Source organism: Gracilimonas sediminicola (assembly GCF_024320785.1).
Taxonomy (GTDB): Bacteria; Bacteroidota; Rhodothermia; order Balneolales; family Balneolaceae; genus Gracilimonas; species Gracilimonas sediminicola.
Map to the genome: position 1 here is coordinate 687,916 of NZ_JANDBC010000001.1, position 24,620 is coordinate 712,535.

Annotated in this window: 24 protein-coding genes; 13 read left to right on the forward strand and 11 right to left on the reverse strand. The window is 44.5% G+C overall.

The genetic code is table 11. The features are described 5' to 3' along the window. Positions 1–3: 3 nt before the first annotated feature. From NM125_RS03175 to NM125_RS03185, 3 genes are read right to left on the reverse strand one after another with little or no spacing between them, the layout of a single operon-like run. Positions 4–753: a LytR/AlgR family response regulator transcription factor gene (locus NM125_RS03175; RefSeq protein ID WP_255132782.1), complete on the reverse strand. Its 750-nt coding sequence runs from the start codon at positions 751–753 to the stop codon at positions 4–6. Beyond that, complete coding sequence (locus NM125_RS03180; protein ID WP_255132784.1) at positions 753–1,784, reverse strand: sensor histidine kinase; 1,032 nt, start codon at positions 1,782–1,784, stop codon at positions 753–755. Before NM125_RS03180 ends, NM125_RS03175 begins: the two co-directional genes overlap by 1 nt. Beyond that, the gene (locus NM125_RS03185) at positions 1,781–3,064 is read right to left on the reverse strand and encodes a hypothetical protein (RefSeq protein WP_255132786.1); all 1,284 of its coding nucleotides are present in this window, start codon (positions 3,062–3,064) and stop codon (positions 1,781–1,783) included. The genes NM125_RS03180 and NM125_RS03185 overlap by 4 nt, the downstream gene beginning before the upstream one ends. Before the next feature lie 409 nt (positions 3,065–3,473). On the opposite strand from NM125_RS03185, the gene NM125_RS03190 reads away from it, so the two are divergent. Then, entirely contained in the window at positions 3,474–4,430 is a 957-nt protein-coding gene (locus tag NM125_RS03190) for an alpha/beta hydrolase (protein WP_255132788.1), read from the forward strand. Positions 4,431–4,574: 144 nt separating this feature from the next. After that, positions 4,575–5,912, forward strand: a complete 1,338-nt coding sequence (lat, locus tag NM125_RS03195) for an L-lysine 6-transaminase (RefSeq protein WP_255132790.1) — start codon at positions 4,575–4,577, stop codon at positions 5,910–5,912. 18 nt (positions 5,913–5,930) lie between these two features. On the opposite strand, the gene NM125_RS03200 is transcribed toward lat, so the two are convergent. From NM125_RS03200 to NM125_RS03220, 5 genes are all read right to left on the reverse strand, one after another. Then, positions 5,931–6,326, reverse strand: a complete 396-nt coding sequence (locus NM125_RS03200) for a DoxX family protein (protein ID WP_255132792.1) — start codon at positions 6,324–6,326, stop codon at positions 5,931–5,933. 245 nt (positions 6,327–6,571) lie between these two features. Beyond that, positions 6,572–7,291 carry an SDR family oxidoreductase gene (locus NM125_RS03205; RefSeq protein WP_255132794.1) on the reverse strand — a complete coding sequence of 240 codons (720 nt, stop codon included), beginning with the start codon at positions 7,289–7,291 and terminating at the stop codon, positions 6,572–6,574. Positions 7,292–7,356: 65 nt separating this feature from the next. After that, complete coding sequence (locus NM125_RS03210; RefSeq protein WP_255132796.1) at positions 7,357–8,100, reverse strand: DUF6503 family protein; 744 nt, start codon at positions 8,098–8,100, stop codon at positions 7,357–7,359. A 40-nt stretch (positions 8,101–8,140) separates the two neighbouring features. Next, positions 8,141–8,926 (reverse strand): alpha/beta hydrolase family protein, encoded by a 786-nt coding sequence (locus NM125_RS03215; RefSeq protein WP_255132798.1) that lies wholly within the window; start codon positions 8,924–8,926, stop codon positions 8,141–8,143. Then, entirely contained in the window at positions 8,923–9,447 is a 525-nt protein-coding gene (locus NM125_RS03220) for a DUF1579 family protein (protein WP_255132800.1), read from the reverse strand. Before NM125_RS03220 ends, NM125_RS03215 begins: the two co-directional genes overlap by 4 nt. 140 nt (positions 9,448–9,587) lie before the next feature. On the opposite strand from NM125_RS03220, the gene NM125_RS03225 reads away from it, so the two are divergent. Next, complete coding sequence (locus NM125_RS03225) at positions 9,588–10,439, forward strand: helix-turn-helix transcriptional regulator (RefSeq protein ID WP_255132802.1); 852 nt, start codon at positions 9,588–9,590, stop codon at positions 10,437–10,439. Here NM125_RS03225 and purL read toward each other — a convergent pair whose 3' ends face one another. Further along, positions 10,440–12,677 (reverse strand): phosphoribosylformylglycinamidine synthase subunit PurL, encoded by a 2,238-nt coding sequence (gene purL / locus NM125_RS03230; RefSeq protein WP_255132804.1) that lies wholly within the window; start codon positions 12,675–12,677, stop codon positions 10,440–10,442. An 87-nt stretch (positions 12,678–12,764) separates the two neighbouring features. Then, entirely contained in the window at positions 12,765–14,039 is a 1,275-nt protein-coding gene (locus tag NM125_RS03235; RefSeq protein ID WP_255132806.1) for an acetyl-CoA hydrolase/transferase family protein, read from the reverse strand. Between the two features lie 185 nt (positions 14,040–14,224). Here NM125_RS03235 and NM125_RS03240 point away from each other — a divergent pair, with 185 nt between their 5' ends. From NM125_RS03240 to NM125_RS03280, 9 genes are all read left to right on the forward strand, one after another. Beyond that, on the forward strand, positions 14,225–14,692 hold the full coding sequence (locus tag NM125_RS03240; RefSeq protein ID WP_255132808.1) for an RrF2 family transcriptional regulator: 468 nt from the start codon (positions 14,225–14,227) through the stop codon (positions 14,690–14,692). Continuing rightward, positions 14,692–17,157 (forward strand): heavy metal translocating P-type ATPase, encoded by a 2,466-nt coding sequence (locus NM125_RS03245; protein ID WP_255132810.1) that lies wholly within the window; start codon positions 14,692–14,694, stop codon positions 17,155–17,157. The genes NM125_RS03240 and NM125_RS03245 overlap by 1 nt, the downstream gene beginning before the upstream one ends. After that, entirely contained in the window at positions 17,148–17,330 is a 183-nt protein-coding gene (gene ccoS / locus NM125_RS03250; RefSeq protein WP_255132812.1) for a cbb3-type cytochrome oxidase assembly protein CcoS, read from the forward strand. The genes NM125_RS03245 and ccoS overlap by 10 nt, the downstream gene beginning before the upstream one ends. Further along, on the forward strand, positions 17,330–19,525 hold the full coding sequence (ccoN, locus tag NM125_RS03255; RefSeq protein WP_255132815.1) for a cytochrome-c oxidase, cbb3-type subunit I: 2,196 nt from the start codon (positions 17,330–17,332) through the stop codon (positions 19,523–19,525). Before ccoS ends, ccoN begins: the two co-directional genes overlap by 1 nt. Before the next feature lie 2 nt (positions 19,526–19,527). After that, on the forward strand, positions 19,528–19,716 hold the full coding sequence (locus tag NM125_RS03260; RefSeq protein ID WP_255132816.1) for a cbb3-type cytochrome oxidase subunit 3: 189 nt from the start codon (positions 19,528–19,530) through the stop codon (positions 19,714–19,716). Further along, the gene (locus NM125_RS03265; protein WP_255132818.1) at positions 19,713–20,318 is read left to right on the forward strand and encodes a cbb3-type cytochrome c oxidase N-terminal domain-containing protein; all 606 of its coding nucleotides are present in this window, start codon (positions 19,713–19,715) and stop codon (positions 20,316–20,318) included. The genes NM125_RS03260 and NM125_RS03265 overlap by 4 nt, the downstream gene beginning before the upstream one ends. Positions 20,319–20,553: 235 nt before the next feature. Beyond that, the gene (ccoG, locus tag NM125_RS03270; protein ID WP_255132820.1) at positions 20,554–22,023 is read left to right on the forward strand and encodes a cytochrome c oxidase accessory protein CcoG; all 1,470 of its coding nucleotides are present in this window, start codon (positions 20,554–20,556) and stop codon (positions 22,021–22,023) included. Between the two features lie 4 nt (positions 22,024–22,027). Then, on the forward strand, positions 22,028–22,477 hold the full coding sequence (locus NM125_RS03275) for a FixH family protein (protein ID WP_255132822.1): 450 nt from the start codon (positions 22,028–22,030) through the stop codon (positions 22,475–22,477). A 9-nt stretch (positions 22,478–22,486) separates the two neighbouring features. After that, a complete protein-coding gene (locus NM125_RS03280) occupies positions 22,487–23,152 on the forward strand; it encodes a sulfite exporter TauE/SafE family protein (RefSeq protein ID WP_255132824.1) in 666 nt (221 codons plus the stop codon). Positions 23,153–23,160: 8 nt separating this feature from the next. Here NM125_RS03280 and NM125_RS03285 read toward each other — a convergent pair whose 3' ends face one another. After that, complete coding sequence (locus NM125_RS03285) at positions 23,161–23,862, reverse strand: HAD family hydrolase (protein ID WP_255132825.1); 702 nt, start codon at positions 23,860–23,862, stop codon at positions 23,161–23,163. Positions 23,863–23,975: 113 nt separating this feature from the next. Between NM125_RS03285 and NM125_RS03290 the strand changes: the two genes are divergently transcribed. Continuing rightward, complete coding sequence (locus NM125_RS03290; RefSeq protein ID WP_255132827.1) at positions 23,976–24,566, forward strand: LemA family protein; 591 nt, start codon at positions 23,976–23,978, stop codon at positions 24,564–24,566. The last annotated feature ends 54 nt before the right edge of the window (positions 24,567–24,620 follow it).

Genomic DNA, 24,620 nt, shown 5'->3' on the forward strand with positions numbered 1-24,620 from the left:
TCCTTAAACCCCGAGCCATTCTTTCAGTTCGGGAGTTTTATTGCGGCTGATGATGATTTCATACTCCACCGGCGGGGTGAGGTTTACCGTAACTTGTCCTTTGAAGTAAGGCTCCAGATCCTTCACAGAATTAATATGTGCAATAAACTGACGGTTCAGCCTGAAAAACAGTTCAGGGTTCAGCATCTCTTCAAGTTCGGCAAGGGTGAAATTGATGATATACTTTTTCTTTTGGTTCGTTACCAGCCAAACCAATTTATCGCTGGCCATAAAATAGGCGATTTCATCTACCTTCAGCGGAAACAACTTCCGGCCCAGTTTAACCAGGAAACGATCTTTGTAGTTATCTTCATTCAGTATCTCTTTCGCAAATTTAAAAGCAGGCCCCTTTTCAAAGGTCTTTTTAACCCGTTTATATTTCTCTAATCCTTTGGCAATATCATCGCGGGTAATGGGCTTCACCAGGTAATCGATACTGTTTAGCTTAAATGCTTTAAGTGCATATTCATCGTAAGCCGTAGTGAAAATAATGGGCGTATTTATCTCAATGTTGTCCAGCGTTTCGAAGCAGGGCCCGTCTGCCAATTCCACATCCATAAAAATTAAATCCAGGTCATGCTTTCTGATTTCAGATAATGCTTCCTCGCCGGTTTCAACGGCAGCCACAATCTCTGCATCTTTCTGTACGGCCTTTATATGTTTTGAAATCTGCTTGCTGGCGGGAGCCTCATCCTCACAAATAAGAATTTTCATCACACATTCATTTTTAGTATTGGTATCCGAACCACAAACTCGTGCTCGTTCTTTTCAATATGCACCGGTTTATTCGTAAAGTATTTATACCGATCGGAAATATTTTTCAGCCCTACTTCCGTGCTTTTAACCGAACTCTTTTTGGGTTGAAGGTTATTTCGGACTTCAAGTTGATCATCTCCCTTTACCTTAATTGAAATCTCCATCGGGTGCCGGGAGGAAATCTCATTATGTTTCACTGCATTTTCAACCAATATTTGCAGCGTTGCCGATGGCACCCTGTAATCTCCGTGTCCGTTTGCAGAAATATTGCAGGTCAGCTTTTCATTGAACCTGATTCGGAGTAAGAACAGGTAGTTTTTTATGAATTCAATTTCATCCCGCAGTAATACCAGCTCTTCGTTTTTTTGGTTGAGTACATACCGGTAAATGTCACTCAGCGTATCCAGATATTTTTGAGCCAGTTTAGGGTCTTCGTCAATTAAGGCGTTCAATACGTTAAAATTGTTGAACAGAAAATGAGGACTTATCTGAGCCTGAAGCACACTCAGCCTTGCTTTTGCGTTCTCCTTTTCAAGGATCTCATTTTCCAGTAACGACTTTTTCCACTCTTTAATAATTACATCAGCATTCACAAAAGCGGCAATGGAAAGCGAAAAGCTGAGGGCAAAAAGATTGTACTCTATCATTCCGGGAAACCAAACGCTCATATCCCACAAGGTTTGATATAACAGCACCATTACCGGGGTTACGATAGCGGGAGTCAGTATTGCCGTACACCCGATTTCGGCCCAAAGCCGCTGTGGTACTTTTTGCTGCCAGGGGATCCACCTTTCCAGCCACTGGCTTTTCAGGGTATGAACCTCGAATAACGCAATCAGAATAATAAAAACGGCTATGGAATACTCCACGTGTGAGTACAGGGTCATGTCCGCAAAATCATACCCCCTGATCAAATACAAAAGCGTGTACGAGGGCATGGCCAGCGTAAAAGAAATAATGAGTCTGTTTTTAAGGGTGTTAAACCTCATGGGCTTTCCCGATGTGTATTCAATTTAAAAATCTTCAGTTTCGGCCATTTATCCAGTACAGGTTCTCTGTCTTCCCCATAAAAGCCCCAGGGGCTGTTTCCAATATAGAACAAATCACCATTTACCCAAGTGCCCAACGTGGGTTCATTTAAATCTGCTCTGGCCTGGTCGGGAAAAGTAAGAGTTTCAGCCATTGCACGGCCGGCGTTATCCAAACGGATTTGAGCCACTCTTTTTGGGGTGGTTCCATTCTGGAGAATAGTCAGAATGCCGCCCTTCTGGTAAATACCATCTCCTCCTCTCAGCCATTCATTGTCTTCCATCAAACGTTGAATTTTTCCGGTACCCATTTCAATGCTATACACTCCTGTAATATAGTCGGACAGGTATAAATACCTTTCGTCATCCGATAAAGCCAACCCCTGCAGGTTCCACCATTTCTCATGTTGAAAAGCTACTTTCAGTACATCATTATTAGCAATGGTAAATACCACAGGGTTTCGGCTATCTGATATATATACTTCTCCGCCTTTTGTTATCGTGAGGTCTCCGAATATGCGATCCCCCTCAGCCCGGTAACTGTTAATAATTTGCCCGGTTTTCTTGTTGATTTTCAAAACGGCTGATTTCCCGTCTATCTCCTCTTTGTACTCCGAAAATTGAGGCATCACGGCCGTGGTCACCCACAGGATATCCGGCTCAACAGGATCAACGGATATACCTAACGCCGACCAAAACCCCGATGCTTTTAAATCCGCAAACAATACAAGTTCTGCTTCTTTTGGATTGAATCTATAAATCAACCCTTCTCTGATATCCGTCAGGTAAAATTCTCCGGTTTCCTTGTCATAGGCCATTCCTTCGGGATGAAAACCCGGCTTATCAAACTCAAAGGCTACCTCACTGGTGCTATTTGTTCTCTGTATATCGGACACGGTTTCTACCAGCTTATCCCATTCCGGTAAGGTTCTCAGAACACCAAAATCTGAAGTATCCAACACCGCCGGAGAAGCATAAAAGTGCAGCAGCACTTCAAGCGTTTGAAGGGCTTGATCGCTTTCGTTATTCATCATGTATCCTTTGGCAAGATTATACATGATCACCGGATGATTTGGGCGGAGTTCATTTGCCCGTACCATGCTTTCTCTGAATGTCAGCACATCCCCTTTCTTTAAAGCCTCCTGCCCTTCGCTGTAAACCTGTATATACGATTGTGCTGATAAATTCACCGACAACAGTGAAAAAGTGACAACAGTAAAGAGCTTCAGTGATTTTAGCATCGCAATAAGTTTGTATAATTTTTCGGCAAGTTAAATGTACCCTGCTATTAGTTATTTTTTTTCTGGATGAACATTCACCTTCAGCTGATGAAGTTATCGACCTGATGAGTATAGTCGTTAAGAATTATGCTTAGATGCATTTCTTCTTTGGGAATCCCTTTTCATCCATAAAAAATGTCATTCCACTTTTGCGCATGAGCTAAGATTGCCGGTCTTCATTAACATGTACACTGAATACATTTAATTTCATTCTGCCCAAATCAATACTGCTATGTTGCCTATACCTTCAACTTTAATACTTTCTCTTTGTTTGTTAATCGTCACACTCGGGTGCACTACACCGTCTTCAACAGATCGAAAAGAGCAACCGGGGTCATCATGGGATAAGAAATTTCGGTTAAGCAACGGAATGGTAATTGAGGTTTTTGTACCTGAAGATTACGATCCGGATTCAACGTATCCATTGCTGTTACTTAACGATGGTGAGGACATGTTTGGTGGCGGTTCCTGGGGAATGGACCGGGTGCTTCAGAGATTAATTTCGGATCAGAAAATCAAACCTGTGATTGCAGCCGCTATTTACAATCAGGGGCAACGAATGAATTGGTACATCCCCTACGAAGACCGTTGGATTACCACTAACTGGGGGCCTTATACCCCAAGTGCATCCGGCTATGCACAAGACATTTTTGATTATGTGATTCCTTATATGGATGAACACTTTTCTGTGGATACCAGCGAAGTCGCAATAATGGGAGCTTCTTTAGGGGGACTAATCTCAACCTGGATGGGGCTTAAATTTCCTGAAAAAATAAAATACTCAGCAGGACTGTCCGGTTCTCTTTGGGTAGCTGATTACAGCATCTTCTCGGAAGTGGAAGGCTCGTACGATTCCGGACAAAAATTCTGGTTCGATATCGGCACCACCGAATGGAACTACTATGTTCCCCTATATACTGAACTTGACAAGCATGGTGTTACACCCGGCGAGAACAGTTTTTATTATGAAGTACCAAATGCAGCTCATGTTCCATCAGACTGGCTCCAACGCATACACCTGCCTTTATTAGCTTTCTTCAGTCCCAAAACAAACCCTGTTCCGGAATCACTTGAGGTTGTTCTTGAGTGTATTCCCAGCCAGTCTACTCCGGGAAGACACTTCAGAAGGCTTAACCCAATCATTACGCTGACTAATGGAGTTGAATATTCGCTTGCCCACACCGCTTCTTACTCAGTGTTAAGTGGCGATGCAGAACTGGGTTCAGAGGGCAGCTTCAGAAATAATCCCCAAACTGAAATTGAGATATTAGTAGAATATGACTCCTTTTCAGAAGCCGTAGATATACCGGTGGGCTGGTGTCCATAACATCTCTATCACTCGCTCCGAGCACAACCTGAAATACGCTCATTTTAACTTTAGTGAATTTAAACGCTATTGAGAGGTCAATACCTATTTGGTAGCTTCCAAGAAACAGTAAATTTATTGCAGGAGCTAACAATGCGAGATAGTATGACAATTACCCCTGATCAGGTTCGATCTGTGTTAAGTAAACATATGCTTACCGATGGTTATGAGATGGTACTCGACCTTGAGGAAAGCGAAGGACCTTATCTTTACGACTCCAAGTCGGGTAAACGCTATCTCGATTTCTTTACTTTTTTTGCTTCTAATCCATTGGGGATGAACCACCCGAAACTGGCTCAGGATGATGATTTTATTGCCAAATTAGGTCGTGTAGCCATTAACAAACCGTCCAATTCCGACATCTACACGAAGGACATGGCCGAGTTTATGGAATCATTCGACCGTGTGGGAATTCCCGATTACATGCCCTATTCCTTTTTCATTTCCGGTGGAGCGTTAGCTGTTGAAAACGCCATGAAAGTTGCCTTTGACTGGAAGGTGCAGAAGAATTTCGAAAAAGGATACCGGGAAGAGAAAGGGCATAAGGTGCTTCATTTTGAAAAAGCATTTCACGGGCGTTCGGGCTACACGTTGTCGGTCACCAATACGGTTCCCAACAAAGTAAAATACTTTCCAAAATTTGACTGGCCCCGTGTAATCAGCCCTGCTATGACCTACCCTGCCACCAAAGAAAATGTACAACATACGGCCGCTCAGGAGCAATTAGCTCTTGCTCAGGCCGAACGATATTTCGAGCAGTTTAAAGATGACATCGCCTGCATTCTGATTGAACCTATACAGGGAGAAGGTGGCGACCGTCACTTCCGACAGGAATTCCATCAGGCGCTCAGAGATTTAGCTGATAAACACGAAGCCTTACTGATCTACGATGAAGTTCAAACCGGAGTTGGCATGACAGGTAAATTCTGGGCTCATGAGCATTATGTTAAACCCGACATCCTCGCGTTTGGTAAGAAGGCGCAGGTATGTGGCATCCTGGCCGGCAAGCGTGTAGATGAAGTTGAAACCAATTGCTTTCATGTTTCATCCCGTATTAATTCTACCTGGGGTGGAAACTTAGTGGATATGGTTCGCTTCGGCCGTATTCTGGATGTAATCGAAGAAGAGAACCTGGTTGATAATGCGGCTAAAGTAGGGAACTATCTGCAAACCAGACTGGAAGCCCTGGCCGACCAGCACGAGTATTTTACCAATCCTCGAGGTAAAGGATTATTCTGCGCCATCGACCTGCCCGATGGCCACTCCCGCGATGCCGTGATCAAAGAATGCGTGAATAACGGGCTGATGATCCTTTCCTGTGGTCCGAACACCGTGCGTTTCCGTCCGCCGCTTACTATTACGCAAGATCAGATTGATGAGGGGCTGGATATACTTGAGAAGGCATACAAAACTTCGCTGGATAAATGCCCGGTTGCTGATTAACGGCTTGTGAAATCTCTTTTACTTGATCGAAAGAACTTTACTTCCATTAAACAGCAAGTATAAAGAACCAGCAAGCATCACTATGGCAGGAAACATTCCGGGATAGCTGTCTCCGATATGAACCATAATTATGGCAACAATAAAATTTAAAACCATAATCAAAGCGGCTACCCGGACATGAAACCCTACTATATACATTATCCCGCAAAAGAACTGAGCATACACGGATACTACCGCTGAAACTATCGGAAAAGGAAATCCAAATCCTTCCAGGAAAGAGGAAAATTCCAACATTCGGTCCCATGAAAATACATTGTCTTGGGTACCATAAATGAGATGGAAACCAAGCATAATTCGTATGAATATTTCACCAAACTTTGAGTGCTTATTTAAAAACTCGTTTAGTTTTTTCATCCCTTTTTTTTGATTCCCTGGCTATTCCGATAGTACTCAAAAACAGGTTTGGTTGAAAACGGTGTTTTAAAAAACCGCCCGTTTCTCGTTAGAAAAGATAAAGTCAATACGAGAAAATCTGTACCCTCGGCTTTTTACTCAGTGAAAATTCAGACTACCGTAAATTTAAGCGCAGGGAAATCCGATTAAAAACTCAGATGAGCTCACAATTTTACAGGTAAATGCAAAAGTCTTGAGTTCCACATCTACACCAACTGATGACTTTCCGGCTGAATCACCACCTCATTCATAACCGAACCGGAGGGTTGGTTTACGGCATAGAAAACAGCTTCAGCTACTTCATCTGGGGTAAGCATCATGTCTTTTTTGACTTTCATGTTTACCCTGTCATCGTCCCAGAAAGGGGTATCCACACCACCCAGATATAGTAGAGAAAATCTTGTATTGCCCCTTCGTTGCTCTTCAACCAAGGCTTTGGTGAAACCCTGAATGGCGAATTTGGAAGCCGCATATACAGAAGCGTTCTTCATTACATATTTACCCATGGTTCCCGGAAACATAACTACCGAAGTACGTTCGTCTTCTTTCATATTCTTCATCACCGTTTGGGTAACCAGAAACGTTCCATACACATTGGTATCGATGATTTCTTTGGCATCGGCCGGATTGATATCCATGAAAGGTTGTATGATTCCCTGACCAAATGCATTAATCAGTACATCGATTTTTCCAAGCTGATTGGCAATTTCTTCCGTCATTTTTTTAACGGAGGCTTCATCGGTAGCATCCACTTCAATGGCAAAAGCCTCTCCCCCGTTGTCATTAATATCTTTGGCTACTTTTTCTACGTTGGCTTTATTGCGTGAGGCAAGTATAACTTTAGCGTTCTCTTTAGCAAATCGCTTTGCCGTTGCGCTTCCGATTCCACCTGATCCGCCTACAATGAGTACAATTTTATTTTCCATGATGTGATCTTCTTTCTTGATAAATAGTCAACATGGAAAAGTGGAAAACAAGAATATTCGTTCCGTTAATTGTCGGACAGATCCTTCAAAATCACATCACTCCCTCTGTATTCCCCGCTCTCCTGATGATACCAGTGCCGGAACCTCGGAATCGTGATTTCTCCAACCTTATACTCCCCGTCAAACATGAGGATTTCATCAGGGCGGCTTGAATCTTCAGAGTGATCAAATTTCAAAGCAGCTAAGGAATAATCGCTCTTATCGAAATAAAGTACCCAGTGCTTGCTTATCATCGCTTCCTTCAGCTCAATCCTCACTCCGTAAACTTCCTGTCCTTCCAGGGATAAAAGTCCGCCCTCCTCAATGCCTGCCAGCTTATCTTCACTTACCGACATCGGCAATCCATACATCAATTCATAAAACGAACGATAGCCTGCGTTTCGATCTTCACCCAGCCGATATTCATTTACTGTAGCTTCATCAATTTGGGTTGAACCATTTACCAATACCACGGGAGCCCCTTCTTCATCGATTATACGTTCAACCTTTCCAACCTCAGAATCCCGAATTAAACTGAAATAGCCTGTCTTATTATTTAATGTCAGAACGGAATAGCGCTGAGGATTCTGCAACCTGGGTTCCTGAATGCGAATATTTAAAATGGCATCACCCCATTCATTGTCAGGATCATGAGCATTTTTGCTTTGCTTCAATATGTATTCACTATTCTCGCAAAAAGCACCTGAGGTATCACTACTGTTAGAAATTAATCCAATAGTTGTAATCAGTAAAATTAATGTATAGTTCATAGTTAAAGCTATATAGTTCATTTACCTTTAATATATACTATCAGTTATCCTGGTTTGTAATTTCTGAAATGAAATTCAGGATTATATTCCAGTTCTCTTCTACATCATTACCTACCCTTTCTTCTACCAGCAATGAGGATCCATGAACTCCATTTTCAGCCAGGTAATACTGATGTCCGCTTTCATATACTATTCTCAATTGATCCTTAACACTTTCAATTTCTGCTTCACTTTTTGGTCTCACTACCAATACAGGCGTTTCCATGTTTGTCAAATATTCATCCGGCTTACAGGGTGCCATCGGACCTCCCGAAGCCGGTGAGAATGCAATGACTCCTTTAATGGATGAACTGTTTTTTGATCCTAACTGAATAGCCAATGAGCCACTGTAACTGCTTCCCCATGCAATTATATCACCTGAAAATCGTGAGGTATTCTTAGCGTAATTAAGCGTAGCTTCAAGATCTTTGTAAGCATCACAATAGGTATAGGGGTTAGTCTCAAACTCGGCAATTGTTCGGTTATACTTACCATATGTTTGCCCGCCCATACATTGGTCTATTGCCAGAATATTATAGCCTTCCTTCAGTAAATCAGGGATGATTGGATTGTACTCTGCCCTTGAATTTGAACCACCCTGATGAAATAATAGAATCAATGGAGAAGTGGAATCTTCTATATAAAGGTTACCATAGATTTTGACTGAATCAGAAGTTGAAAAACTCACTTCTGTAAATGATCTGTTATCTCCCTTATTAACTGAACAGCTATATAAAAACACAGTTAGCAAAGCCAGAGTTACTATTTTGAATTTAGTTGTGTTCATTTCACCCTTTGATACAATATTCTCCAGTTAAGCGACCAGCTCTCCCCACCATCCTGTGAAGACTCCCAGTCCCAGGTAAAAGAGTCTTTTTCAATATCATAAAATACCATACGACTGATGATGGTACCTCCTTGTGGACCCGGCCTTTCTGCTGTTTGAAAAATTCTTTTATCTCCATCAACCGATCCTTTCAGGTCGATATAGCCGCCCTGATTATCTACCCAAGCCTGATGCCATGATTGAAGCTGCGGATTATAAACCGAAACGCTCCTGCCTTTATATCCTTCCAGGGCTCCTCGGGTGGCCTCAAAATTTTCCTGAATAACCACACCGTCCAGAATTTTCTCAATGGTGTTTGTTCCTTCCCCTGCATTCCCCTGATTGTCAGTCCACGACAATTCCCATTCTCCAACCCAGAAATCGAAGTATGCTTCCGGTTCTAAATCAGAGATACTTGTTTGAGCATACGATGTAGTGTTAACAGCCAAAGCCATCACAATTAGAATCATAATTAATTTCATAGCAGAACCATTAGTTGAAGGTTGACTGAATCATACAGAATCTGGCTGATAGTACCCTTGTAAAAAAGACGAATTTCTGGCTAACATTCACTATTATTTTGCGTTGAAAGACACGAACAGCATAGGAGGAGTCACATTTTATGGATTATGTTGAATATTCGGCGCCGGTTTCTGTCAGCCATCTTGTAGAATCTTATTGGGTAAGCACGCTCCATCCTGATGATTTTGAACAGGATTTTGACTTCATAATTCCTGACGGCAGCACGGATGTTATCTTTATGCTGAATGGGAATTATTTGAGAGACGATGAGGAAAACAATGAAAAGCATTTAGTCGAGTATTGCAGCTTGGTCCCGGCATTCAGAAAAGCCGTGAAGGTATATCAAAAACCGTTTACAAAATGCCTGGGAATGCGATTTAAGCCCGGGGCTATTCAACAACTAACCGGAATTAGCCTGCAAGAATTAAGCGAAGTGGGATACCCCCTTCAGCAGCTAATGCCGGAATTAGCCGATCTCGCTATGGATGAGGCGTTAAAAAAGACACCAGCTCCAAAAATTATTGATCAGATTAACTCGTGGTTGGTCACTCAGGTTAAAGAACCAAGACAGGATCATGTAATTTCAGCTTTTATTGCCGAAGTGATAAAAAGACAGGGCGGTGTTACCATCTCTGCATTCTGTGAGTCTTTCGGGATGCATAAATCTACCCTTGAAAAGAATTTTAAGCACGCCACCGGACTTTCACCCAAACAATATGCCAACCTGATCCGCTTTAATTATTTGCTTAATCAGTTAATTTTTTCCGGGGCCAGCCTCACCGAAACGGGGTATGATTTAGGCTATTTTGATCAAAGCCATATGATCAAAGACTTCAAAAAAGTGATTGGAATCACTCCTAAAGAGTTTTTGGACAAGAATTTCACCGTACCCAAGCTGGCGGCTCTATCTATTTCAAATAAACGAGCTCATTTCCGATCGGCTCAAATCTGATCAGGCTTCCATTGCTTTAGGGATCACGCTTTCATAAGTCTTCTCGGCGGCATCTACGTTCAGTGAAACCAAATTTTTGATTTCGAGGGAATCCCCTTTAACCACGCCTAATTCAAACATGGGCACGTTGGCTTTTTCAAAGTGGTGTTTGGCCGTCTGCAATTCTGCTGCCGGAATAGTAATGACCACTCCTGACTGAGCTTCACTAAACAGAATTTCATGGGTTGATCCTTTCATCGTTTCCACAGAAACTTCTGCTCCTTTCTTCCCGAAGATAGCCATTTCTGCCAGGGCAATGGCCAAACCGCCATCAGATACATCATGGGCGGCGGTAATCAATCCGGTTTGAATGGCAGTCAATAATGCCTGCTGAAGGTTTGCTTCGAACTTAAGATCTATTTCAGGTGCGTCACCGGTGGTGAGTTCATGGATGGTCTTCAGGTATTCACTTCCACCCAGCCCTTTTCGGTCAGCTCCTATATAAAGGACGATATCACCTTCTTTTTTGAAGCCGGGCGTCATCAGGTGTTTCTCCACATCTTCAATCACCCCTAACATCCCGATGATAGGCGACGGGAAAATAGCTCCGTTCGGGTTTTCATTATAGAAACTCACGTTTCCACCGGTTACCGGAGTGTTGAGTGTACGGCAGGCATCGGCCATTCCGCCTAATGCTTCTTTGAAAGTCCAGTACACTTCCGGCTTATACGGGTTTCCAAAATTCAGGCAGTTGGTGATGGCCATGGGTTTGGCGCCGGAACAAACTACATTTCGTGCCGATTCAGCCACCGCGATTTGCCCTCCTTTACGAGGATTCAGATATACATACCGGCCATTACAATCGGTTTTGGCCACCAATCCTTTGTTACTTCCTTTGATGCGAATCACCCCGGAATCAGAAGCTCCGGGACCGGTTACGGTATTGGTGCGAACCATGGTGTCGTACTGCTCATGCACCCAGCGCTTGGATGCAATATTCGGCGAGCCAAGCAACCGGGTTACCGTTTCCGAATAATTATCATGATGCTCCAGGGAATCAATATCAAAGTTCTGAACTTCATCAAGGTAAGCCGGCTTCTTCGTTTCCCGGATATACTGAGGAGCTCCTCCTCCCAGCACCAGGTGTTCCGCCGGAATGTCGGCTTTAATCTCGCCGTCTTTCCAGTAGGTTACATTCTCGGTATCCACAACTTCACCGATCACTACTCCGTGCAGGTCCCATTTTTCATATACATCAATGACCTCCTGCTCACGTCCTTTCTCGGCAACAATGAGCATGCGCTCCTGACTTTCTGAAAGCAGTAACTCATAAGCCGTCATACCATCTTCACGGGCTGGCACTTTGTCCAGATCAATTTTCATTCCCTGTCCGCCTTTGGCTGTCATCTCGGACGTTGAGCACGCGATTCCAGCCGCCCCCATATCCTGCATACCAATTACAGCCCCGGTTTTCAGCACTTCCAGGCTGGCTTCAAGTAATAGCTTTTCGGTAAAAGGATCGCCTACCTGAACGCTCGGTCGTTTGGCTTCACTTTCTTCACTGATTTCTTCGGAAGCAAAAGTGGCACCGTGAATACCATCCCGGCCGGTACTTGCCCCTACAATAATTACCGGGTTTCCAAGTCCTTTTGAAATGGCGGATGCGGTCTCTCCCTCTTTCACCAGTCCGATACTCATGGCGTTAACCAGCGGATTGCCTTCATAGCTTTCGTCAAAGCAAACTTCTCCTGCAATGACCGGTACGCCGAATGAATTTCCGTAATCTCCGATTCCCCGAACCACACCGTCCAGCAGATAACGAACGCGGGGGTTTTCCATCGAACCAAACCGCAGAGAATTCAGGCTTGCCACCGGGCGGGCTCCCATCGTGAAGATATCGCGATGAATACCACCCACTCCCGTTGCCGCTCCCTGATAGGGTTCAATAGCCGACGGGTGATTATGACTCTCAATCTTGAAGGCGCAACCGAGTCCATCACCTAAATCCACCAATCCGGCATTTTCTTCACCGGCTCCAACCAACAGGTTTTCACCTTCGCTCGGTAGTTTTTTTAGCTCAACGATGGAATTTTTATACGAACAATGTTCACTCCACATCACCGAATAAACGCCCAGTTCCGTAAACGTTGGTACCCGACCTAACCGGGTTTTTATCATTTCAAATTCTTCTGCATTCAGGCCATGTTCCTCGGCCAGTTCGAGCGTTACTTCCGGTTCTTGAATCGTTGTTTGCGACATTCCGATGGAGTGATTGAAGCGTTATGGTTTCAGAAAGTCCAAAGGTACGATTATTTGTGAAAAGGCTCTAACTCACTTGCCGCCTTTCTATTTTTTATTGAACCGTTCGTGGATCGCTTTCTCCAGTTCTTCACGGTGATCGGGATGCGCAATTCCGGTCAAAGCTTTTGCACGCTGGCATAGATTCTTTCCATACAAATTGGCCACTCCATATTCTGTTACCACGTAGTGAACGTGTGCCCGGGTTGTTACTACTCCGGCTCCCTGCTTTAAAAAAGGAACAATTCGGCTGATTCCTTTATTCGTTGTTGATGGCAGCGCAATGATGGGCTTACCTCCCGGCGAAAGTGAAGCTCCCCGTATGAAATCCATTTGTCCGCCAACCCCTGAGTAATGATAGGTTCCGATAGAATCTGCACATACCTGTCCCGTTAAGTCCACCTCTACCGCGCTGTTGATGGCCGTCACTTTTGGATTTCGGCGAATCACAGCGGTATCATTGATATAGGCGATATCGAGCATGGCCACGGCCGGATTATCATCTATAAAATCGTAGGTTTTTTTGGATCCCATCACAAAGCCGCTTACAATTTTACCGGGGTGAATTTTCTTCTTTCTACCGTTAATGATTCCTTTTTCAACCAGCTCTATCACTCCGTCCGAAAACATTTCTGTGTGTACGCCGAGGTCCTTATGATTCGTCAGGCTTTTTAATACCGCATTAGGGATGGCTCCAATCCCCATTTGCATCGTTGCGCCATCGTCAATCAGTTCTGCACAATACTTCCCGATTTTGAGTTCAGCCTCGTTGGGTTCCGGTGCCACTTGTTCGGGTAGTGGATCGTTGGTTTGTACCAAAGCATCAATTTCGTTTACGTGTATCAGGCCATCACCATGCGTTCGTGGCATATTGGGATTCACCTGTGCTATTACATACCGAGCCGACTGAACCGCAGCCACCGCTGCATCCACCGAAACCCCAAGCGAACAATAACCATGGCTATCCGGTGGGGAAACGTGAACCAAAGCTACATCCAGTGGTAATATGTTATTTCGGAACAGGTTTGGAACCTCACTCAGAAATACCGGAACGTAATCCCCGCGCCCTTCATTAACAGCCTTCCTTACATTGGCCCCAACGAAAAGTGCATTTACAAAAAAGCTGTCTTTGTATTCGGGATCAGAGTACGGGGCCGGACCTTCGGTGTGTAAATGAATTACTTCCACATCTTTGAGCTCGCTGTGGCGGTTGGTCATTGCTTTTACTAAAGGTACCGGCGTGGCTGATACCCCATGTACAAATACACGGTCTCCTGAATTAATAGCCTTTACTGCTTCGTCTGCTATCTGATATTCGATCATAGGTAATGCCTTAAATTTTAATTTCGCTTATGATAATCATCAAATGTGAATATTCTTTTAAGAGATCCGGTGTTTAAAAAAATTCTAAATACAAAAATTACTCCTTCACTTGTTGATCGGCATCTGAAAACTTCTTAAAATCTAATATTGATATTAGAATATGAATATTCATTTAATAATCTCCTATGCGGTTAATATCACAGGGGGCTCAATATGCCATCTCGGCCATCATAGCGATATCTAAAAGTTCGGATGATGAGGGTGTGGTGTCGGCTTCCCATTTATCAAAATCTCTGAACTGCCCAACGGCCTATCTTTCTCAGATACTGGCCAAGCTCAAAGAACCTGGCATCCTTAACTCCCGAAGAGGACTAAACGGTGGGGTGTATTTAGCCAGGCCGGTGGATCAAATAACACTTATGGATGTAATCGCTGCCATCGATGGAGTCGAGTTTTTTAATAAATGCTTTATGGGAATTGAGGGGTGCGGCCATGTCGAACCCTGCCCTTTTCATGCATTCTGGTCGAAGGAACGAAAGAAAATAGAACAGTGGCTTAAAGACACCACCTTCGATGAGGTTGATAAGCAGATGTCACAGAATTGGTTTGACTTGCGTTTGCAATTTTCTAACGGAGTTCCTTCTTTGAAATAATGGTAAAGGCGGCTCCAACCATATCAACTACAGAAGTATGCTACCACTGCGGAGAAGTATGTCATGAATCAACAGTACGCTCTCAGGACAAGCCCTTTTGTTGTACCGGCTGCCGGACGGCCTTCCAAATTCTGGACGAAAGCGGACTCTGCTCCTACTACGACCTTGAAAGCAATCCCGGCATCAACCTCCGAAATACCCGCTCCCGCACCCGGTTTGATTATCTGGAAGATGAAGAGGTGATTTCACGGATAGCCGATTTTCAAAACCAGCAGCAGCTCTCTGTTTCTTTATACATCCCGAATATTCACTGCACCTCTTGTGTTTGGCTGCTTGAAAATCTGCAAAAACTGGATTCCGGCATTCTGCAAACCAAAGTCAATTTTCTAAAGCGTGAGCTGGATGTACTTATTGATACCGAATCTACGTCCCTGCGTAAAGTTGTTGAGCAATTAACCACTATTGGGTACGAGCCGGAAATCCGGCTCGACAAGCTGGATGCCACAACCTCCAAATCGCACCAAAATCGATCGTTGTGGCTGAAGCTGGGAGTAGCGGGCTTCGCCTTCGGAAACATTATGCTCTTCAGTTTCCCGGATTACCTGGATGTGGGCAACAGCGGACTTGGCGGGCAGTTTCATGTCTTTTTTGGGGTTTTGAATATCATACTCGCCCTGCCGGTGCTTATTTATAGCAGCAGCGATTACCTGAAATCCGCATTTGCGGCTTTGAGTCAGCGAGGGGTGAACCTGGACGTTCCTATTTCCATAGGTATCATCGCTCTTTTTGGAAGAAGTGTCTATGAGATTGTGACCGGCACCGGAACCGGCTACATGGATTCTTTTACCGGACTCATTTTCTTTTTATTGATCGGGAAATTGGTTCAGCAGAAAACGTTTAACCGCCTGTCATTCAACCGCGACTATAAATCCTACCTTCCCATTGCCGTGAACGTTACCGACACTTTCGGTGCTGAGAAATCAGTTTCGCTGGATAAGCTGGTTCCCGGAATGGAAATCAGACTACGTAATCAGGAACTGGTGCCTTGCGACTCCACCCTGCTATCCGAAAAAGCTTATGTGGATTACAGTTTTATTACCGGTGAGTCCGACCCGGTTGAAGTTTCACAAGGCGAGTTGATCTATGCCGGGGCTAAATTGATTGGCACTTCTGCATCGTTCAAAACCGAAGAAGAAGTTGAAAACAGCTATCTCACCAAGCTGTGGAACCATGATGCCTTCACCAACAATGAGAAAGAGCTCAAGCTTACAAGCTTTGCCGACCGAATCAGTCCCTATTTTACAGTATCTGTTTTGGGGATTTCTGCATTTGCAGGAATGTATTGGCTGCAGGCTGCAGGCATGGAAATGGCCCTCTCGGTTTTTACAGCCGTATTGATTATTGCCTGCCCCTGTGCCCTCGCGCTATCCACTCCGTTCACATTAGGATCGGCTTTAAATGTATTGTCACTGAACGGTCTTTTCGTCAAAAACCACCTTTTGCTCGAAAATCTATCCAAAGCCGGTGCTGTGGTATTTGACAAGACCGGCACGCTTACCAATAAAGAAGAAGCCAATGTAGTATTCAGAGGGATGAACTTAACTGAAACTGAAAAGGCGCTGATATATTCTACCTGTAAACAATCGGTTCACCCCATAAGCCGAAAAATTACTGATTTCATCGGGAAGAACGCTCAGAATTCCCTGAAACCTGAGAGCTTTTATGAAGTATCCGGGAAGGGAATTTTTGCTTGTGTTGATGGGCGATTTATTTGCATTGGCTCTCGCGCATTTCTGGCTGAACAGACTAAAACTCCCCTGTCCGAAATTCCGGAATCAGATTTCAACGGTTCGGTTGCACATGCCTCCATTGACGGTGAATATCTTGGATACTTTGGGATTAGAGCCGGGTTCAGGGTGGGTGTATCTGATCTCCTTCAATCTCTGAAGACGAGATTTCTCACTTATCTCATTTCCGGTGATAACGAAACCCAGAAAGAAGAATTTGAAGGATATTTTACAGAGCAACAATCCCTGCTATTCAACAAATCACCGGAAGAAAAACTGGAATTTATAAAGCAGCTTCAGAAAGAGCATCAAAAGGTGGTAATGATCGGGGATGGATTGAATGATGCCGGGGCTTTAAAACAAAGTGATTTTGGTATCGCCCTTTCTGACGACATCAGCTCCTTCTCCCCGGCCTGCGATGCCATCCTGGAAGGAAAGTCTCTTAAAAAACTGAACAGCTTTATCGAATTTTCACAGGGAAGCATGAATATCATCATCATGAGTTTTGTGCTTTCACTTTTATACAACACGGTAGGACTGGGCTTTGCCATCACGGGTCATCTTTCCCCATTAGTGGCAGCCATTCTGATGCCGCTCAGTTCTATCAGTGTGATGGTATTTACCTTTTTAACCACGCGCTATAAAGCGCAAAAACTGGGGCTGGCTATATGGAAGTAATTTACCTGCTTATTGCCTTCAGTTTAATGGTCGCTTTAATCTTCCTGGGATTGTTTTTCTGGGCAGTGAAAAGCGGACAGTTCGACGATCAGTACACTCCATCGATGCGGGTACTTTTTGACGATACGAATTCAAACAAAAAAACAACTAACCACAAAAATCGGGATGAGTAATGTCATCATTAGAAACCTTTCATTACGATAACGAAATCGTCCGGAAATTCGGGATAGCCACTATCATCTGGGGCTTAATCGGGTTTATCGTTGGGCTAACCATCGCCCTGAAACTAATTTATCCGGACTTCCTCGGCTTTATACCGGAGCTGTCTTATGGCCGGCTGCGACCGCTGCATACCAATGCTGTGATCTTCGCCTTTGCCGGAAACGCCATATTTTACGGGGTCTATTATTCACTTCCACGGCTTTGTAAAGCCAGTATGTGGAGTGAGAAACTCAGTAATATTCACTTTTGGGGCTGGCAGGCTATTATTGTTTCGGCCGTATTAACCCTTCCTTTCGGGATTAACACCAGTAAGGAATATGCTGAGCTGGAATGGCCTATTGATATCGCCATCACTCTTATTTGGGTGATTTTCGGTATTAACATGATCATGACCATCCTCAAGCGTCGTGAAAAACACCTGTACGTAGCCATTTGGTTCTACATTGCTACTTTTATCACCGTGGCTGTACTGCACGTGGTTAACTCTTTTGAAATGCCGGCCACTTTCCTGAAAAGTTATCCGATTTACGCCGGTGTTCAGGATGCCCTGGTTCAGTGGTGGTATGGTCACAATGCGGTGGCATTCTTCCTTACCACGCCCTTTTTGGGGATTATGTATTATTTCATCCCGAAAGCAGCGAATCGACCTATTTTTTCCTATCGGTTATCGATCGTTCACTTCTGGTCACTGATTTTCATTTATATCTGGGCCGGACCTCATCACCTGCTTTATACTGCACTGCCGGGATGGGCGCAGGCCTTGGGTACGGTTTTCAGTTTAATGCTGATTGCACCCAGCTGGGGTGGTATGCTTAACGGTTTGCTTACCCTTCGCGGAGCCTGGGATCGGGTTCGTGAAGATCCCGTTCTCAAATTCCTCGTAGTGGGTGTTACCGCTTACGGTATGGTTACTTTTGAAGGCCCCATGCTTTCCATCGCTAACGTAAATGCCATTGCTCACTACTCCGATTACATTATCGGTCATGTGCATAACGGTGCCCTGCTCTGGAATGGTGGTTTAACCTTTGCGATGCTGTATTACATTACACCGAAGATCTACAAGACCAAGCTTTATTCTGTGAAGCTGGCCAACGTCCACTTCTGGTTTGCTACACTTGGTGCCATCTTCTATGTGATCCCTATGTACTGGGGTGGAATCACTCAAAGTTTGATGTGGAAACAATTCACTGCTGAAGGTCTTCTGCAATATCCAAACTTCCTGGAAACCGTAACTCAGATCATCCCCATGTATGCGCTGCGTGCGGTAGGAGGAACGCTCTTCATTATAGGAGCAGCTATCGGTAGCTATAATATCTTTAAAACTGCCCGCCAGGGTTCGTTGGAGAAATCTGAAGTGGATGAAGCTCAGGCAATCATTAACCCGGCAGAGGGACATAAAGAAAGCTGGCACCGTCGCCTTGAGTCCCGCCCGATCCAAATGACAGTATTGGTATTGGTTGTAATTTTGATTGGCGGTATTGTGGAATACGTCCCAACGGCTCTTGTGAAATCAAATGTGCCTACCATTGAAAGCGTGAAGCCTTACACTCCGCTGGAAATTGAAGGCCGTGATATTTACATCGCCGAAGGTTGTAATAACTGCCACTCGCAGATGATTCGTCCTTTCCGCTCCGAAACCGAGCGTTACGGCGAATATTCCAAAGCCGGTGAGTTTGTTTACGATCACCCACACTTATGGGGATCAAAACGTACCGGCCCCGACCTGCACCGTTTAGGCGGCAAGTATCCGGATTCCTGGCACGTGCGTCACATGTATGACCCGACGTCTACTTCACCGGGCTCCATCATGCCGGCGTATCCATGGCTCTTCACTCAGGATATGGACAAAGAATCCATTCCGGCTCGTATTAATGCGCTCAGAAGTGTAGGCGTGCCTTATGTGGAAGGCTATGAAGAAATTGCCATTCGCGATCTGGAGGCACAGGCTCAGGAAATAACCCAAGGGTTGAAAGAAAATGGCTTTGATCAGATTGAAGGAATTCAGATCACTTCCGACAAGAAAATCATCGCCATTATTGCCTACATGCAGCGGCTGGGAGTTGACATTAAAGGGGAAGAAAACCCCTGGGAGTCACTTCCATCCAGCGACCGTATCCAGGCAAACTTCAAACCGCAGGAGGAGTAATCATGTACAAGAATGTATTACGTGCGATCGAAGATATTGGGATTTACCCGAGCATCTCCCTCATTCTGTTTTTCACCTTTTTTGTGGTCATGTTGATTTACCTGATCAAGAAAGGAAAACATCATTGGGATGATGCCGCACGCCTCCCCCTCGAAGACGACAAGATGAACTATAACCAATCAGAGCAATGAAAATATTAGACGACGAAAAAGATCTGCTACTCGACCACGAGTACGATGGAATCCGTGAACTGGACAATCATATGCCTGTTTGGTGGTTATGGTTGTTCTACTTCACCATTGCGTGGGGTGTAGGCTACATGGTGTATTATTATATGCTGGGTGGTCCTTCTCAGGAAGAACTCTACGAGATGGAAATGGCTGCCGCCGAGGAAAAGTACAACCTGGACAGTGGCGGTGGTACAGAACCTCAGGGTGAGTCTGACTTTACCTGGGCGTACCTCGATGACGAGGCCAGAATTGAGGAAGGGAAGGAAATCTTTATGAGTAACAACAACCTTTGCTACACCTGCCACGGCAGTAATGGCGAAGGACTTGTTGGCCCTAACCTCACCGACGATCTCTGGATCCACGGTTGCTCTGCTGATGAAATGGCTGCCAGTATCATCGAAGGCTTTCCGGATAAAGGAATGATTGCCTACGGAAGTGGCGCACCCATGTCGAACGAAAAGGTCCAAAGCCTGATCAGCTATATTGCCTCCATACAGGGAACCGACCCTGCCGGGGCAAAAGCCGCTGACATGAGCCGCGCTCAACCCTGTACAATTGAGTGATTTTAATGATAAAGTGATGAGTGATAAGTGAAGCATGCGGATAATAGCGCAAGCGGACGCTTGAACCATTTTAGTTCATAAACCATAATTGTGTGAGTGATAAGTAGGCCATCATAATTAACAAAAGCCTACTTATCACTTCATCACCCTATCACTTTATCACATTCATAAAATCATCACAAAAGAAAAATACATTAGGGCATTATTTGAGGTCGAATAAACGAGAGCGAAGAACATGGCATCGTTAGAGGAAAAAAGAAGAATAGATAAGAAACAGTTTCGCGACCACCTTGCTACCGTTAGCGAGGAAGGCAAGCGCAACTGGATTTATCCAAAAAAACCAAGCGGCAGGCATTACAAAGCACGCAATGTGGTGGCTGTACTTTTACTTGCCTTTTTCTTCTCCGGACCGTTTATCACCATTAACGGTAATCCCCTGTTGCTGCTGAATATCATTGAGCGCAAATTTGTAATCTTCGGGGTTGCTTTCTGGCCGCAGGATCTGCATCTGCTCGTTTTTGGGATGCTGGCCTTTATCCTGTTTGTGGTTCTGTTTACCACCATCTTTGGCCGACTTTGGTGCGGATGGGCTTGCCCCCAAACCATTTTTATGGAAATGGTTTTCCGACGAATAGAATACTGGATTGAGGGAGATGCCGCTGACCAAATCCGGCTCAACAAAAAGCCCTGGAATTTTGAGAAAATCTGGAAAAAGACGACCAAACACGGAGTCTTCTTTGGCATTGCCTTCCTGATTTCGAATATGTTCCTGGCTTACATTATCGGCCCCGATCAGTTGTTTGAAATCATCACAGATCCACCTTCTGAACATCTTGCCGGTTTAAGCTCCATGATTATTTTCAGCGGGGTCTTTTACGGCGTATTTGCATTTATGAGAGAACAGGTTTGTCATTTTGTGTGCCCGTATGGACGGATGCAATCCGTGATGCTCGACAATAACTCCATCAACGTGATGTACGATTACAAACGTGGAGAAACCCGGGCCAGCGTTAAAGACCGGTATCAGCTGGAAAACCGAAAAGCCACACTCGAAGATTTAGGCTTCAGCGCCAATGAAACTTTTGGTGACTGTATTGACTGTTACCAATGCGTGAAGGTTTGCCCGATGGGAATCGACATCCGTAACGGGACTCAACTTGAGTGTGTGCATTGTACCGCATGTATTGATGCCTGTGATTCTGTAATGGACAAGATTGATAAACCCAGGGGACTTATCCGGTACTCTTCGGAGAACGCAATCAAAGAAGGAGAACAAAAAGTACTTACCCCACGGGTTGCCGGTTATTCAGGCATTCTGATTGTTCTGTTAGCCACATTCATTACGCTGCTAACCTTACGTCCGAACACGGAGACTTCTATTTTGCGTGAGCCCGGAACTTTATACCAGGAACTTCCAAACAATATGTACAGCAATATTTATAACCTCAAAGTACTGAACAAAACCTTTGAAGATCTTGACTTCGAGCTACGACTTGAAAGCCCCGAAGGGGAAATTGTATCGCTTGGAAATGTGGATATTATTCCTTCCCAAAATTCTGCCGAAGGGCGTTTTTTAGTGAAACTACCGGAGAGTGAACTATCCGGATCGCAAACCGAACTTACCTTTGGTGTATACTCAAATGGCGAAAAACTTGAAACCATAACCTCCGGATTTTTAGGTCCGGCAAGCAACAGCAATAATTAATCCTATGAAAAAATTTAACTGGGGAACCGGAATTGTATTGGCGGTTACCTTATTTGTGATTGCCACTTTGAGTGTAGTAAGCTACCTCATCTCGCTGGACTTTTACCTTGTATCCAATGATCATTATCAGGAAGGCGTTGAGTACCAGCAGACCATCGATAAAAAGCAGCGGGCAGAAAACCTCGAAAATCCGGTTGTGGTACTCTTCGATGAACCCACGGTTTCCATCAAGCTGATGTTCCCGAAAGAAATTCTAACAGATTCCCTCTCCGGTAACGTTACATTCTATCGACCCAATAACCCCGAGTTGGATAAAAGATATAAGCTCAACCTTGATCAGGAAGGCCGGCAATCAATACCCGTGGGTGAGTTTGAGGAAGGCCGATGGAAGCTAACCGTAGAGTGGCAATCTGATTCTCTGCTGTACATAGAAGAGAAGAATATTTTCATATAACTGTGATACATGGAACTCTGGACCGGTTTTACCTTGGGGCTTTTAGGCAGTTTTCACTGCATTGGCATGTGCGGTCCCATTGCATTAGCTATACCGGGCCAAAATCGGTCAACCGGAGCCATGCTGTTTCGGGGGATACTCTATAACCTGGGACGCATACTTACCTATGCATTTATAGGCTTTGTGTTTGGGATTTTAGGTCTGGGCGCAACTATTGCCGGATACCAAAATGCGCTGTCTATAGTACTTGGGGTGCTCGTCATTGTATTCGCGGTTTTTCCTCACATAAAACTTCCCGCTAAAGTAAGTTCGGTTTATACGGATTTCACCACAAGAATAACCCGACATATTTCCGGCCTGTACAAAAGCAATTCACGATTTTCATCGTTCTTTATAGGATTGCTGAATGGCTTCCTCCCCTGCGGATTTGTGGTAACCGCTCTTGCAGCTGCTTTAATTACATCGACTACCTTTCACAGTGCTCTTTACATGGCATTGTTTGGATTGGGTACCCTGCCTGTGATGTTGATGATGAATATGGCTCCGGGATTTATCTCTCCAAAGCTTCGATCTAAATTACGCCCCTTCTCTTCCTATTTTGCCATTATCATTGGTTTGTTATTGATCTGGCGCGGGTATTCCATGATGACCGGCGGACATGCAATGATGCATTAACCAGCGAGTCAGATCCCAAGCTTATTCAGAAGCTCATCAAAATCATCGAAAATTAAGTCGGCTAACTTATAGCCTTGCTCAATCGGTGTTTGGGTGTACCAGGCTACTTTCCAGTTTGCTTTGGAACCACCCACCACATCGGACGTGAAGGAATCTCCCACATACAGAATATCTTCCCGATTCACCCCGGCTAACTTTGTGGAATGGTCAAAGATTCTGGGATCCGGCTTCATCACCCCAACATCCTCAGAAATGACAATTTGACGGGCGGTCTCTTTTAAATTAAACTGATCAATTTTCAGGCGCTGGGTTTCAGCAAATCCATTGGTGATGATACCTACTTCATATTTTTCAGCTACTGCTACATACGCTTCTCTGGCACCAGCAATCCATTCCCAATGATTCCGGTAATAATTCATATAAACTTTACCGGCTTCTTCATGCATATTCTCATCCAGGCCAAGTTCCTGAAAGGTCTCAGAAAATCGGCGCCGGTGTAGTTCATGCCTGTCAATTTCTCCCCGCCCGTATTCTTCCCATAATCCTTTGTTTATATGATGATAGGTTTCCAGAAGGTTGTCTTCCGAAATACCATTAAACATATCAAAATGCTGATGCACATCTCTGAGTCCGGCTTGTTCTGCCTTTTTGTGATCAAGGAGCGTGTCATCTAAGTCAAAATAAATGAATTTAGGATTCAGTTGTGACAATGGAACAGTTTTTGATTATTGTTGGAATGAAATTTCAGACCTTTGAAAGTCTTTGAACCTTAATATAATTCAGTCCGTAGCAGGGCGATAAATAAACAACTAAATCACTACTCATGAAAGCTAAATTTTGGATTATTCTCGGAGTTATTGCACTCTTCGTTTTTTATGGAATCAGCGTTAATAACAGCCTGGTTTCCCAGGAAGAAAATGTAAACAGCGCCTGGGCTCAGGTAGAAAATCAATATCAACGCCGTGCCGACCTCATTCCTAATCTCGTAAATACGGTTCGCGGTGCTGCAGATTTTGAGTCTGAAACCCTGACTGAAGTAATTGAAGCACGCAGCCGTGCCACTTCTGTAAATATTGACGCCAGCGACCTGAACAATCCACAGGCTTTCCAACAATTCCAGGAAGCCCAGAGCCAGTTAAGCGGCGCCCTCTCCCGGTTATTGGTAACGGTTGAACGATATCCGGAATTAAAAGCCAATCAGAATTTCAGGGACCTTCAGGCACAACTTGAAGGAACCGAGAACCGAATTGCCACCGAACGGCGGCGCTTTAACCAGGCCGCGCAGGCTTACAACACCAAAGTACGCCGGTTCCCCGCTAGTATGATTGCCTCCATCGCCGGCTTTGAGCAGAAGGAATACTTCCAGGCCGATGAAGGAGCCCAGGAAGCCCCAACCGTAGATTTCAGCAATTAAATATAGACTTTAGATAAAAGACATGAGATTTAAGACAAAGGAGTAGTCTTAAAT